Consider the following 13,194-nt stretch of genomic DNA (forward strand, 5'->3'; position numbering starts at 1 on the left):
GAGCGCAGCGAAGCAATCCAGAGTCTTTCCGCGGCGGCAGTCTGGATTGGTTCGCTGCGCTCGCAATGACGAGGAAGCTACAGCGGCCCGCCGCGATATTCCCTATTCGCCAGGCTCGCCTCCTCCAGATCCAGATCGCGCTCGATCCGCCGGCGCGTCTCGTCGGTGATTTGGCCGTCGCGCAGCAGGTTGTGGATGAACTTGCGCTCGGCGGCGATCAGGTCGCGGGTCAGAGCGGTGCCGGCGGCGGAGACGTCGTGACGGTTGGGATTGAGCGAGTCTGGGAGCTGGTTGAGGCGGATGTCGTGGCGGGCGCGCATTAGCCGCATCACCTCGTCGGAAACCGCTTTCTCCGCAGTGAGCGCATCGAGCGATTTCAGCGCGGCCTCCAGCGCCTGACGGCGCGCGGCGATCTCCGCTTCGTGCTCGGTAGCATGCTCGTGACGACCGGCCTCGGCGACGCCGAGCCACCGCACGATCGGCGGCAGCGTCAGGCCGACGCCGATCAGCGTCACGAAGATGACACCGAACGCGACGAACAGGATCAGGTCGCGATACGGAAACGCTTCGCCGTTCGGCAGCGTGAACGGCAGCGCCAGCGCGGCGGCGAGCGACACCGCGCCGCGCACGCCGGTAAAGGCGAGCACGAACGGCCATTGCCATGGCGGCGACGGATCGCGCTCGCGCAGCGACCTGGAGAGCATTCGCGGCAGATAAGTTGCGGGATAGAGCCAGGCAAAACGCGCGATCACGACGATCACCAGGACCAATGCAGTTGCGATGAGAATGTCGTCGAGCGGAAAAGTCTTCGATTTCTCGTAGAGCGCGCGCATCTGGAAGCCGGTGAGCAGGAACAGCATGCCCTCGATCAGGTAGATCACGAGATCCCAGAAGAAGATGCCTTGCAGGCGCGTCGCCGAGGAGATCAGCAATGGGCCGTTCCAGCTGACGTAGAGCCCGCAGGCTACGGTTGCGATCACGCCGGAGCCGCCGACATGCTCGGGCAGCCAGTACGAGACATAGGGCGTGATCAGTGACAGTGTCAGCTCGACCTGCGGATCTCCAGACCATTTGCGAAGGCGCAAGGAGAGCCAGCCGACGCCGATGCCGAAGGCGATCTCGCCGGCGACGATGAGGAGGAATTCACCGGCCGCGAGCGGCAGCGAGAAGTGGCCGATGAGGATCGCGGCGAGCGCGAAGCGGTAGAGGATCAGCGCGGTGGCATCGTTGGCGAGACCTTCGCCCTCGAGCACGACCAGGATGCGGCGCGGCATGTTCAGGCGGCGGGCGATCGCGAGCGGCGCCACCACGTCGGGGGGCGCGACGATGGCCCCGAGCAGGAAGCCGACGGTCCAGGGCAGGCCGATCATATAATGCGTGGCGGCCGCCACCATCGCCGTGGTGAAGATCACGGCGCCGACCGCGAGCAGCACGATCGGACGCAGGTTCTTCTTGAATTCGCGCCAGCTCATCGCGACGCTGGCCGAGTAGATCAGTGGTGGCAGCACCACCAGCAGCACCAGCTCCGGCGGCAGCTCCACCGTCGGCATGCCCGGCACGAAAGCAAGGCCGACGCCCGCCAGCATCAGCAGGATGGCAGGGGCGACGTTGAAGCGGCGTGCGGCCAGTGCCACGCCTGCCAGCACGGCAAGCAGGATGAGAAAGGTCTGAAACTTCGCTTCCATGATGGTCTGTCTTGACCCGGAAGCGACGGCTAGGTCAATGCGCGGCTCACGCCAGCCGTTCGGCCACCATCCGCCCAATCCGCGCGAACGCGGATGTGATCTGCGTCGCGTTCGGCGTGCCGCCCTGGGTATAGGCCGCGATCAGGATCGGCATATCCGGCTTCGGCCAGGCGACCGCGATGTCGCCCGAGGCGTCCTTGCCGTTGTTGCCGGTCTTGTCGCCGATCTTCCAGCCTGCCGGGAGTCCGCCACGCAGTCGGTTTGCGCCGGTCTTGCAGTTCACCATCCAGTCGGTGAGCAGGGTCCGCGAAGCAGGCGACAGCGCCTCGCCCGTGACCAGCCGGCGCAAATTTCCCGCCATCGCCGCCGGCGTCGTGGTGTCCCGGGGGTCGCCGGGCTGCGAGCGGTTGAGCTCGGGCTCGTTGTGGTCGAGCCGCGAGGTGGTATCTCCGAGCGACCGCCAGAATGCGGTCAGCACGGCGGGGCCGCCGATCCGCGCCAGCAGCAGATTGGCGCAGGTGTTGTCGCTGAGCTCGACGATGGCCTTGCACATCTCGCCGACCGACATCTTGCCGGCCGCGAGATTTTCCCTCGCCACCGGCGCGTATTCCAGCAGATCTGCCTGGCCATAGCGGATCATGGCCGCGAGTTGCTCCTCGCCGCGATCGACCCGCGCCAGCACGTTGGCGGCGAGCGAAGCCTTGAACGTCGAGCACATCACGAACCGTTCGTCGGCGCGCCAGGCGAGCTTCTTGCCGGTTGCGAGATTCTCCGCATAGAGCCCGATCCGCCCGCCGCTCTCGCGCTCGTAGGATTCGAATTCTGATGGGGCATCCCCGGCGAGCGCAGGAGAGGCGGCCAACCAGGCGAATGAGGCGAGCAGGGAGCGGCGGTCGACAAGCATGGTGATTTCCAGGCTAGCAGAGGTGGGAGATGGAGCGGACGCTGCATCCGCGTCGTCATTGCGAGCGCAGCGAGGCAATCCAGACTGTCTCCGCGGTGAGATTCTGGATTGCTTCGCTGCGTTCGCAATGACGGAGAATTGGATAGCGAGTGCGTCCGAATTCGGGCAGCAGGACGGCGCCCGTCACTCCCTCAAATCATATCGGTACGACTTCGACACGATCTGCCAGCCGTCGGCGAGCTTCATCGCCACGAGATAATCGGTGAAATAGCGCGGCGGCAGCTGGCAGCGCACCTTGATGAAAGCGGTCTTGTCGTCCGAACGGTCGATGGTGACGATGAAGTCCTCGCGCGGCTTGCCTTCGGCCTTGGCCGAGGCGCGCTTGCGCACGCGGTCGAGCCAGTCCGACACGGTCAGAACCTGGAGCTCGCCCTTTTCGACCCAGCGCAGATCGGCGGAGGGATGGAAGATGGCGCCGAGCTTGTCGGCGTCGCCCTCGTAAAGTCCGTCAAAATAGGATTGCACGACGGCTTCGACGCTCGACCGGTCCTGGCTCATGGATCGTTCCTTTGCATGATGGCTTCGGGCCAACTTAGTCGCACACGTCGAAATGCGCTATGGGTGTGTCAGCGATTTGCGCGAAGGCGTCACGATGACAGAATCAGAAAATTCGAACGCTCGCATTCTTGTCGGCGAATGCTTTTGCCGCGCCGTGCGCTTCGAGGTGGCCGATGCGTTCGCCTATGCGATGAACTGCCACTGCTCGAACTGCCGGCGCACCACCGGTGCCGCCTTCAAGCCCTTCGCCGGCATCCGGCAAGACAGGCTTCGTATTGTCAGGGGGTGGCGACCTCCGGATGATTTTCGGCGACGACACCACCCATGACGCGCATTGTGGCCGCTGCGGCTCGCTGCTCTATTCCCGGGTCCGGGAAGGAGAGTGGGTCCACGTCGCCATGGGAACCCTGGTCGATGCCCCCTCGATCCGGCCGAGCGCCCATATTTTCGTCGGCTCGAAGGCGCCTTGGCATGAAATTGCGGACGATCTGCCGCAATATCGGGAGCACATCGGGGTTGTCTGACGGAACCCGGTCCGCACCGCCGTCCGTTGGCGAACCGCGACAGCGCTGGCGCGACAAACAAGAGAGGTCGTACGGCCTGCCGTCGGGGTCCGCTTCGTGACCTCCATCACAAGCGCCGGCGGAGGATGTTGCTAAAGCGGTCCCAAAGGGCCGGACGGCCCGGAACCATCGGAAGTCGTGTCATGCGCAGCTTGCTCAGACTTTGTCCGCTTTTCGTCGCCCTCGGCCTGATGTTCGGCGCCGGGCCGGCTGTTGCCGGAAAGCGCGTGGCGCTGGTGCTGGCCAATTCGGCCTATCAGCACGCGCCCTCGCTCGCCAATCCTGTCAATGACGGGTCGGTGATGGCCAAAACCCTGAAGGAGGCCGGCTTCGACCTCGTCGACTCCCGGCACGATCTGTCGGCGCTGGAGACACGGCGCGTGCTCCGCGACTTCGCCGACGCGACCCGCGACGCCGAAATCGCCGTGGTCTACTACGCCGGCCACGGCATCGAGGTGGAGGGCTCGAACTATCTGATCCCGGTGGATGCCAAGCTCGAGCGGGACACCGACGTCTTTGACGAGGCGCTCTCCCTCGACCGTGTCCTGGTCGCGGTCGAGCCCGCCAAGCAATTGCGTCTGGTGATCCTCGATGCCTGCCGCGATAATCCGTTCAGCAAACGGATGAAGCGCACGGTCGCTTCGCGCGGCATCGGCCGCGGCCTCGCCCAGGTCGAGCCGTCCAGCCCCAACACGCTGATCGCCTATTCGGCCAAGGCCGGCTTCACCGCGCAGGACGGCGACGGTGCCAACAGCCCGTTCACCATCGCGCTGTCGAAGCATCTGACGACGCCGGGCCTCGACGTCCGCCGCGCCTTCGGCTTCGTGCGCGACGATGTGCTGAAGTCGACCGGCAACAAGCAGGAGCCGTTCGTCTACGGCTCGCTGGGTGGCGAGGACGTGCCGCTGGTGCCGGTCAAGCTGGCGCCGGCGGCGCCCGTAGCCAATCCCCAGGCCGATATCCGCCGCGACTACGAGCTCGCGCTCCAGGTCGGCAACCGGCCGGCTTGGGAAGCCTTCCTCGCCCAGCATCCCGACGGGTTCTATGCGAGCCTTGCCAAGCTCCAGCTCGAGAAGATCGGCGCGGAGCAGGCGCATGCGGCGGCGATCGCGAAAGCGAAGCAGGCCGAGGCCGAGCGCGACCGCCTTGCTGCGCTCGGCGCGCAGAAGGATGCGCAAGCCAGGGCCGCGGCCGATGCGAAGGCCGCCGAGCAGGCGCAGCTTGCCGCGCAGAAGGCCAAGGAGCAGGCACAGCAGCAGGCGGCCGCCGCCGAGCAACAGCGCGTCAACCTCGCCGCCACGGCGCCGGGCGTTGCGCCGGGCAACACCACGAACGCCTCCGGCACCAACGTCGCCGCACTCACCCCGGCGACCGCGCCGGCCGATCTCAACCGCTCGGTGCAGAGCGAGCTCGGCCGCGTCGGCTGCTTCTCCGGGCAGGCCGACGGCAATTGGAATACGTCCTCGCAGCGGTCGCTGTCGCAGTTCAACCGCTATGCCGGCACCAAGCTCGACGTGAAGGTGGCGAGCACCGACGCGCTCGATGCGGTCAAGGCCAAGCCGTCGCGGGTCTGCCCGCTGGTCTGCGAGCACGGTTTCAAGGTCGAAGGCGACAAGTGCACCAGGATCGTTTGCGGCAACGGCTATGTGCTGAACGACGACAATGAATGCGAGAGGAAGCGCGCCGCCAAGCCCGCGTCAAAGCCCGCGACCTCGCGGCGCGACGACGGCGAGGACCGCCCCGCGCGGCAGCGGGCCGGTGCTGGAGCGGGCGGCTACGGTGCAGCTGCGGCGGCTGGCGCGGGTCGTGCCTCGAGCGGCAGTGGTCAGATCTTTTGCAACGCTCTGCTCTGCCGGCCTGTAAGGCCCGGTTGCCGTCTCGTCTATCGCGGCGGCGGCGGCCCCCACGTCGACGCCAATGCAGAGGTCTGCAACTGAAATGGCACGGCTTTCCTGACCACTCGAACAATAACCTAAAGCGCGATGACGATTCATCCTAATCGCATCGCGCTTTAGCTCAGTTCTTCCGCTCGGCCACGAAACGCGCGGCGGCCTGCAAAATTGCGGCGCGGTCGCCGAAGATCGAGACGGCGCTGTCGGCGCGCGCGAGCAGGTCGCGCACGCGCTGCTTGGCGCCTTCGATCCCGAGCTGGGTTACGAAGGTGGTCTTGCCGAGCGCGGCATCGGCGCCGGCCGGCTTGCCGAGCGCGGCCGCATCGCCCTCGACGTCGAGCAGATCGTCGGCGATCTGGAAGGCTTCGCCGAGCGCGCGGCCGTAATCGTCGAGCGCCTGATATTCCGCCTTCGAGGCCTGGCCGAGGATCGCGCCGGCAATGCAGCCGTAGCGCAAGAGCGCGCCGGTCTTCATCTGCTGGATACGGGCGACGTCGATCGGCTCGTTGCCGCCAAAGCGGCCTTCGCCGGCGAGATCGAGGATCTGCCCGCCGACCATGCCGCCGATGCCGGCGCAGCGCGCTAGCGCGCGCGTCAAGAGCAGCCGCACATTGGCGTCGCGATGGACCTCGTCGCGGGTGATGATGTCGAAGGCGAGCGTCAGGAGGCCGTCGCCGGCGAGGATCGCGGTGGCGTCGTCGGTCTGCTTGTGCAGGGTGGGGCGGCCACGGCGCAGGTCCGAATTGTCCATGGCCGGCAGGTCGTCATGGATCAGCGAGTAGCAATGGATGCATTCGAGCGCGGCGCCTACGAGCAATGCCGCCTCGCGCGGCACGCCGAACACGGCGGCGCTCTCGACCACCAGGAACGGCCGCAGGCGCTTGCCGCCGTTCAGGCTCGAATAGCGCATTGCGTCCATCAGTCGCTTGGGCCGGGCGATTTCGTCATGCAGGATGTCGTCCGACAGCAGGCGCCCGAGCAGGGCTTCGGTGTCATCAGCGGTCTTGTCCAGACGTTTGGCGAAATCGGACGGGGACGTGCCGGTCATCAAGAAGGGCTCCAGAACTAAAATTCGGCGGGACAATCCTTTATGCGCCCGCGCCAGTCAATCGTTTGGAAGGCCTAAAAAGTGCTGGAAAAGGCCCGAATTATCACAGACTTAATACTCCAGCCCGTGGCCGCTCTTCAGTTTGCACCGGAAAGGTCGATTTGCGCATCGTCAAAATCCTGCTGGTGGTGCTCGCGCTCGTGGTCCTCGCGCCCTATGTGATCGCGCCGTTCTACCGCACCGGTCACCCAGTTTCGACGTTGATGGCCTGGCGCAGCTTGCGCGGCGCGCCGGTGCATCGGGAGTGGATCGATCTCGCTGATATGTCGCCCTCTCTGCCGCGCGCGGTGGTGGCGGCCGAGGATGCCCATTTCTGCAAGCATCACGGCATCGATTGGGGGGCGCTGCGCGAGGCGATCGACGACGCCAGGGAGGACGGCACCGCCTTCCGGGGCGCCTCCACCATCACCCAGCAGGTCGCGAAGAACCTGTTCCTCTGGCAGGGGCGCGACTTCGTTCGCAAGGCGCTCGAATTCCCGCTGGCGCTATGGATCGACCTGGTCCTGCCCAAGCAGCGGATTCTCGAAATCTACCTCAACATCGCCGAGCTCGGCCCGCAGGGGCAGTTCGGGGTCGAGGCGGCCAGCGCCTATGCCTTCGGCAAATCGGCCGAAAGCCTCTCGCCCCGCGAGGCGGCGCTTCTGGCCTCAATCCTGCCGAATCCGGTCAAGCGCAGCGCCCGGACCCCGGGACCGGGCGTCCGGCGGCTGGCCGCCACCTATATGGCGCGGGGGCAGGCGAGCTCGCTTGCGACCTGCTGGCGCGAAAATCGCTGATTTTTGGCCCGTTCCGGGCGCATTTTCCGGCCCAAGAGCCTAGCTTTACGGCCAGCCTTCCTCTATAAGCGCGGCCTTGATCGGCATTCAGCTCGCCTCGTTATTTGCGGGTGCTGAGCCGTCCCTTCGCGGACGATGCCCTGATGACACCAATCCCTAGAGGATATTGAAATGGCCGTTCCGAGAAGAAAAACCTCGCCGTCGCGCCGTGGCATGCGCCGCTCGGCGGACGCCATCAAGAAGCCGACCTATGTGGAAGACAAGGACTCCGGCGAGCTCCGTCGTCCGCACCATCTCGACCTCAAGACCGGCATGTACAAGGGCCGTCAGGTCCTGAAGAAGAAAGAGTCCTGAAGCCAGGATCTTTCTCGGGCGGGAGATCGGACCCGCCCGATTTCGGCCAACCCATGAGATAGACGGTGACGGCGGCGGAGCGGATGCTTCGCCGCTGCATTGTTCTGTCCGGATATCTTGATCGAGAAGGCATCAAGCCGATGGTCGGTTTCCCGCTGCTCCTGATTCCGCTCGCGGTCTACAACATCATCGCCTTCCTGATGCCGACCGTGTCCTTCACGGACGTGCTGTTCAAGGTGCCTATGGTGTCCGGAGAGGTCTGGCCGGTCACGCTCGCCGATCTCCTGCTCGCGCTCGGCGTCGTCTTGCTGCTGTTAGAGGTGGTCAAGGGTGCGCGGCCGGGCTCGAAATTCCTGATGGATCATTTGCTGTCGCTGATCATCTTCGGCGCGGCCGCTGCCGAATTCGTGATGTGGCCCAAATTCGGCAACTCCACCTTCTTTCTGCTGGTGCTGCTGGCGATGGCGGACTTCTTCGCGGGCATCGCCCAGCGCACGCGCCGCCGCGTCACCTATGTCGCCGAGACCACGGTGCCGGCGCCGCGCAAGGCCAAGCGCAGGGGCGAAGCGCCGGTGGAGGATGTGGAGTCCGAGCGCAAGTTCGAGCCTGTGATTGCGCCGCAGCCGGCGCCGTCCGCGCCTACCGCGCAATCCGTCGCCGAATCCGTGCTGATGGATCACCCGGCGCCCAAGCCAGTGCAGGGCGCCCCCTCGCCGGAAATTCCCTCGCCGCAGCTGCAGCCGGGGAACGGCACGCCGTCTTCCGACACGCCGCCGCGCTGATTTCTCTGAATTGGCTCGCATCTCACCGCCGCGGCAGTGTGCTCCCTCGCACCGTTCTCACGGGGAGAGGGTTGGGGTGAGGGGCCTCTCTCCGCGGATGCGATAGCCGCGGGACCTCTACCCCTCACCCGGGATCGCACCGGACGATGCTCGCATCGCCGAGGCGATCCGACCTCTCCCCGCAAGCGGCGAGAGGTAAGAAGCGCGCTCTCACTTCAATCAATCTTAAGCCACCTGACGCGTGCGCGCGCTGACGGTTCCGAGCGGGCGCTTGCTGCCATAGGCCATCAGCGCATCCTCGGGAGAGGCGCGGCGGAGCCGGCTCGTTTGCGGCAGCTGCTCGGCATTGGCGATCAATTGTGTGACGAAGCTCGGATCGGGGCGCGGCAGCGGCGCCTTGCGGACCCACTGCAACGTCGGCATCAGCGGCACCAGGGCCGTGCCTGTGCCGTTGTCCGCCGCGTCCGGTCGATCAGTACCCAACATCGCAATCACCGTTGATCCGGCGAGACTGTCGCGTTTCGGGACGCAGGCGCCGGTGCGAGTCCTGTACTCGCAAGGCCTATGCCGGCCGGACCGGATTGGTTCCGACGCCTTCGGAAACGTGGTTTCCAAATTGTTTATCAACTTTGCCTAGGTTCGGCAGCGAATCTGGCTCTATCCTGTGCCGGCTCAGGACTTCTCCACTGTCCCGAAACGAGGCGACTTTGACCCCTGGATTGCCGCAAGCCTCCGACATCCTGGCCGCGCTCGGTCAGGCCGTGTTCGCCTGGGATATCGCCAGCGATGCCATCGTCTGGGGTGAGCAGGTCAGCGCCGTTTTCCCCGGCATTCCCGCCGAGCGGCTTTCGACCGGCGCCGAATTCGCCAAGCTGATCGAGCCCGCGCAAACGCTGCGGACGGCGGCACTGGCACTGACGTCCCCGGTGCACGGCGCCGACGGCACCCCTTACCGAATCGAGTACGGCGTGCGCATGAGCGCCTCCGATCCCGTGATCTGGATCGAGGAGACCGGCCGCTGGTTCGCAGGTCCCGACGGCCGTCCCACGCGAGCGATCGGCTCCGTCCGCATCAACAATGAGCGCCACGCCCGGGACGAGGAATTGAGTAGGCTGGCCCGGCTCGATCCGCTGACCGGCGAGCTCAACCGCTCGCATCTGATCGCGGCGCTGGCCGAGGCGATCGAGGAGACGACGCGCTTCCGCTCGACAGCGGCCTTCATGCTGGTTGGCATCGATCATCTCGCCCGCGTCAACGATGCCTTCGGCTTCGACGTCGCCGACGCCGTGATCCTCGACGTCGCCAAGCGCATTCGCGCGCGCCTGCGCGGCGGCGACGTGCTCGGGCGCTTCTCCGGCAACAAGTTCGGCCTGATCCTGAAGAACTGCACTGTCGACGACATGAACGTGGCCGCCGAGCGCTTCCTCGCCGGCATCCGCGACGAGGTGGTGCCGACCAAATCCGGTCCGGTCTCGGTCACCGCCTCGATCGGCGCGGTCAGCCTGCCGCGTTATGCCCGCAACACCGACGAGGCCGTCAACCGCGCCCATGAGACGCTCGACGCCGCCAAGCGCCGCCGCTCCGGCTCGTTCGCGGCCTGGCGTCCGGATGCCGCGCGCGACGCACAGCGCCGCGTCAACATCCGCGTCACCGACGAGATCGTCACCGCGCTCAACGAGCGCCGCATCAGGCTCGCCTATGAACCCGTGGTCTCGGCTGTCTCGCGCGAGCGCGCATTCCATGAATGCCTGGTGCGGATGGACCAGGGCGACGGCCAGGTGCTGCTCGCGCCCGACATCGTGCCGGTCGCCGAACGGCTCGGCCTGATCCGCCTGGTCGATCACCGCGTGCTCGAGCTCGTGGTCGCCGAGCTCGCGGCGGCGCCCGACGTCTGTCTCAGCCTCAACATCTCGCCGGATACGACCATGGATCCGGACTGGTGGGCGGGGATCGAATCGCTGATGCTGGCCCATCCCGGCGTTGCCGAGCGGCTGATCGTCGAGATCACCGAGACGGTCGCGATCCAGGACATCGACGACGTCCGCGCCTTCGTCAGCCGCCTCAAGCATTTCGGCAGCCGCATCGCCATCGACGATTTCGGCGCCGGCTACACCTCGTTCCGCAATCTGCGCAAGCTCGGCGTGGACATCGTCAAGATCGACGGCGCCTTCGTGCAGAACATCACCCATTCCGCCGACGACCGCGCCTTCGTGCAGACTCTGATCGACCTCGCCCGCCGCCTCGACATCAAGACCGTCGCCGAATGGGTGCAGGACGACGAAGCCGCAAACATGCTGCGCGATTGGGGCTGCGACTACATCCAAGGCCGCCTGATCGGGCTGGCATCGGCGGAGCGCCCATGGGGCCTGCCGTCGGACAGCGCGCTGCCTGCGGCGGGCTGAGATGGCGTAGGGTGGGTTAGCCGAAGGCGTAACCCACCACTTTACGATCCGCGTCGAGAGAGAAGTGGTGGATTACGCCTTCGGCTAATCCACCCTACAGACCCTCACGCCCCCTCGTCCAGCGCCACCAGCTCGCGCTTCTTGCGCAGCGACGGCAGCAGCGGCGCGATCAGCAGCACCAGGGCAAGCGCGAGGCACGCGCCCGAGATCGGCCGCTGCACGAAGGTCCAGAGATCGCCCTGCGACAGGATCAGCGACTTGCGCAAATTGTTCTCCATCATCGGACCCAGCACGAAGGCCAGCACCAGCGGTGCCGGCTCGTAGCCGAGCTTTCGCATGAAATAGCCGATGATCCCGAACGCGATCATCACATAGACGTCGAACACGTTGTTGCTCGAGCAGTAGACGCCGAGGATCGTGAACAGGATGATCAGGGGGAACAGGATGTTGTAGGGCAGCTTGAGCAGCTGCACCCACATGCCGATCATCGGCAGGTTCAGGATCAGCAGCATGACGTTGCCGATATACATGCTGGCGACGATGCCCCAGAACAGGCCGGGGTTCTGCGTGATCATCAGCGGGCCCGGCTGCAGGCCGTGAATGACGAAGGCCCCGAGCAGCAGCGCCATCACCACGTTCGGCGGGATGCCGAGCGTCATCAGCGGAATGAAGGCGCCGCCGGCCGCGGCGTTGTTCGCCGATTCCGGGCCGGCGACGCCCTCGATCGCGCCATGGCCGAACCTTTCAGGCGTCTTCGACAGCCGCTTCTCCAGCGCGTAGGACGCGAATGACGAGACCACGGCGCCGCCGCCCGGCAGGATGCCGAGGAAAAAGCCGAGGATGGTGCCGCGGCCGACCGGACCTGCGCTCGCCTTCCAGTCCTCCTTGCTCGGCAGGAGATGGGTGATCCTGGTGTTGATGACGTCGCGCTTGATCGCCTGCTCGGTGTTGAGCAGCACCTCGGCGACGCCGAACAGGCCCATCACCACGGGCACGAGGCCGATGCCGTCGATCAGCTCCATGCGGCCGAAGGTCAGCCGCGGCTGCGCGGTGATGCTGTCGAGCCCGATCAGCCCGAGCACGACGCCGATGCACGCCATCAGCAATGCCTTCGGCATCGAGCCCTGGGTGAGGAAGGTGAGCACGACAAGGCCGAGCACCATCAGGCTGAAATACTCGGCCGGGCCGAAGGCAATGGCGAGGCTGGCAAGCCTCGGCGCCACCAGCATCAAGGCAACCAGCGCAAAGGTGCCGGCGACGAAGGAGCCGAACGCGGCGATGCCGAGCGCGGGGCCCGCGCGGCCCTGCTTCGCCATCTGGTGGCCGTCGATGCAGGTCACGACCGAGGCGGCTTCGCCGGGAATGTTGACCAGGATCGAGGTGGTCGAGCCGCCATACATCGAGCCGTAATAGATGCCGGCCATCATGATGATGCCGGATTCCGGCGTTCCAGACAGCGTCACAGGCAGCAGCAGCGACATCGCCGAGATCGGGCCGATGCCGGGCAGCACGCCGACCAGCGTGCCGATGAAGACGCCGATGAAGCAATAGAGCAGGTTGACCGGCAGCAGCGCGACGCCGAATCCATGTACCACGTTGACGAGCGTATCCATGGGGTCAGCCGATCCCGAACAGGCCTGACGGCAACTGGATCAACAGCAGTCGCTTGAGCACCCACCACATGCCCAATGGCACCAGCAGCGCGATCGGAATCGCCAGCGTCCAGCGCACCGGATCGATCAGCCGCAACAGCAGCAGCATCAGCGGGATCGATGACAGCAGGAATCCCAGCGGCTCCAGCGCGAAGGCGAATGCGGTGAGGCAGGCGATGAGGACAAGCGGCTTGCTCCAGCGCACGTTCTCCCAGCGCGAGGCCAGCGTCGGCCCGCCCTCGGTGATCGCCGAGACGATGATGGCGCCCGCGAACACGCACATCAGGATGCCCGTGTAGAACAGCACATAGCCGGGGCCGGGATCGTTGATGGTGCCGAGCTTGAGCTTCAAGCCCGACCAGATCACGAAGCCGCCGAGTGCGAGCCCGATCAGCCCGCCCCAGAGTTCGGAGTTGCTGAGGCGGAGCTTGACGTTGGTACGGGTGGTCATCGCGATCTCTCGTGCCCCGGACGCAGCGCAGCGCGAAGCGGTGCGCTGCAGAGCCGGGGCCCATGCG

Annotated in this window: 12 protein-coding genes and 1 pseudogene; 6 read left to right on the forward strand and 7 right to left on the reverse strand. The window is 66.0% G+C overall.

Annotated elements, in window-relative coordinates:
* Nucleotides 1-77 precede the first annotated feature (77 nt).
* The 3 genes from ACVWYQ_RS24650 to ACVWYQ_RS24660 all read right to left on the reverse strand — a co-directional run bounded on the left by ACVWYQ_RS24650 (nucleotide 78) and on the right by ACVWYQ_RS24660 (nucleotide 3,147).
* Nucleotides 78-1,685, reverse strand: coding sequence for a Na+/H+ antiporter (locus ACVWYQ_RS24650; protein ID WP_271541729.1), 1,608 nt, complete (start codon nucleotides 1,683-1,685; stop codon nucleotides 78-80).
* A gap of 46 nt (nucleotides 1,686-1,731) precedes the next feature.
* Complete coding sequence (gene bla / locus ACVWYQ_RS24655; RefSeq protein ID WP_456726469.1) at nucleotides 1,732-2,589, reverse strand: class A beta-lactamase; 858 nt, start codon at nucleotides 2,587-2,589, stop codon at nucleotides 1,732-1,734.
* Nucleotides 2,590-2,772: 183 nt separating this feature from the next.
* Entirely contained in the window at nucleotides 2,773-3,147 is a 375-nt protein-coding gene (locus tag ACVWYQ_RS24660; RefSeq protein ID WP_404545235.1) for a nuclear transport factor 2 family protein, read from the reverse strand.
* 94 nt (nucleotides 3,148-3,241) lie between these two features.
* Between ACVWYQ_RS24660 and ACVWYQ_RS24665 the strand changes: the two are divergent.
* Nucleotides 3,242-3,671: pseudogene (locus ACVWYQ_RS24665) on the forward strand (GFA family protein).
* A gap of 182 nt (nucleotides 3,672-3,853) precedes the next feature.
* Complete coding sequence (locus tag ACVWYQ_RS24670) at nucleotides 3,854-5,647, forward strand: caspase family protein (protein ID WP_404545237.1); 1,794 nt, start codon at nucleotides 3,854-3,856, stop codon at nucleotides 5,645-5,647.
* 79 nt (nucleotides 5,648-5,726) lie between these two features.
* Here ACVWYQ_RS24670 and ACVWYQ_RS24675 read toward each other — a convergent pair whose 3' ends face one another.
* On the reverse strand, nucleotides 5,727-6,650 hold the full coding sequence (locus ACVWYQ_RS24675) for a polyprenyl synthetase family protein (RefSeq protein ID WP_109142099.1): 924 nt from the start codon (nucleotides 6,648-6,650) through the stop codon (nucleotides 5,727-5,729).
* 161 nt (nucleotides 6,651-6,811) lie between these two features.
* Here ACVWYQ_RS24675 and mtgA point away from each other — a divergent pair, with 161 nt between their 5' ends.
* From mtgA to ACVWYQ_RS24690, 3 genes are all read left to right on the forward strand, one after another.
* Nucleotides 6,812-7,486, forward strand: a complete 675-nt coding sequence (gene mtgA / locus ACVWYQ_RS24680) for a monofunctional biosynthetic peptidoglycan transglycosylase (protein WP_271541738.1) — start codon at nucleotides 6,812-6,814, stop codon at nucleotides 7,484-7,486.
* A gap of 171 nt (nucleotides 7,487-7,657) precedes the next feature.
* On the forward strand, nucleotides 7,658-7,840 hold the full coding sequence (rpmF, locus tag ACVWYQ_RS24685) for a 50S ribosomal protein L32 (RefSeq protein ID WP_007598106.1): 183 nt from the start codon (nucleotides 7,658-7,660) through the stop codon (nucleotides 7,838-7,840).
* Between the two features lie 140 nt (nucleotides 7,841-7,980).
* Complete coding sequence (locus tag ACVWYQ_RS24690; RefSeq protein ID WP_271541740.1) at nucleotides 7,981-8,622, forward strand: hypothetical protein; 642 nt, start codon at nucleotides 7,981-7,983, stop codon at nucleotides 8,620-8,622.
* Nucleotides 8,623-8,847: 225 nt separating this feature from the next.
* On the opposite strand, the gene ACVWYQ_RS24695 is transcribed toward ACVWYQ_RS24690, so the two are convergent.
* The gene (locus ACVWYQ_RS24695) at nucleotides 8,848-9,108 is read right to left on the reverse strand and encodes a hypothetical protein (protein WP_271541742.1); all 261 of its coding nucleotides are present in this window, start codon (nucleotides 9,106-9,108) and stop codon (nucleotides 8,848-8,850) included.
* Nucleotides 9,109-9,329: 221 nt separating this feature from the next.
* On the opposite strand from ACVWYQ_RS24695, the gene ACVWYQ_RS24700 reads away from it, so the two are divergent.
* Nucleotides 9,330-11,024 carry a bifunctional diguanylate cyclase/phosphodiesterase gene (locus tag ACVWYQ_RS24700; RefSeq protein WP_271541744.1) on the forward strand — a complete coding sequence of 565 codons (1,695 nt, stop codon included), beginning with the start codon at nucleotides 9,330-9,332 and terminating at the stop codon, nucleotides 11,022-11,024.
* Between the two features lie 104 nt (nucleotides 11,025-11,128).
* Here the strand turns inward: ACVWYQ_RS24700 and ACVWYQ_RS24705 are convergent, their stop codons facing one another.
* Together ACVWYQ_RS24705 and ACVWYQ_RS24710 are read right to left on the reverse strand one after the other, a co-directional pair.
* A complete protein-coding gene (locus ACVWYQ_RS24705; RefSeq protein ID WP_271541746.1) occupies nucleotides 11,129-12,637 on the reverse strand; it encodes a tripartite tricarboxylate transporter permease in 1,509 nt (502 codons plus the stop codon).
* Between the two features lie 4 nt (nucleotides 12,638-12,641).
* Nucleotides 12,642-13,127, reverse strand: coding sequence for a tripartite tricarboxylate transporter TctB family protein (locus ACVWYQ_RS24710; RefSeq protein ID WP_271541748.1), 486 nt, complete (start codon nucleotides 13,125-13,127; stop codon nucleotides 12,642-12,644).
* Between the last annotated feature and the right edge of the window lie 67 nt (nucleotides 13,128-13,194).

The organism is Bradyrhizobium sp. USDA 3397, from assembly GCF_054060965.1.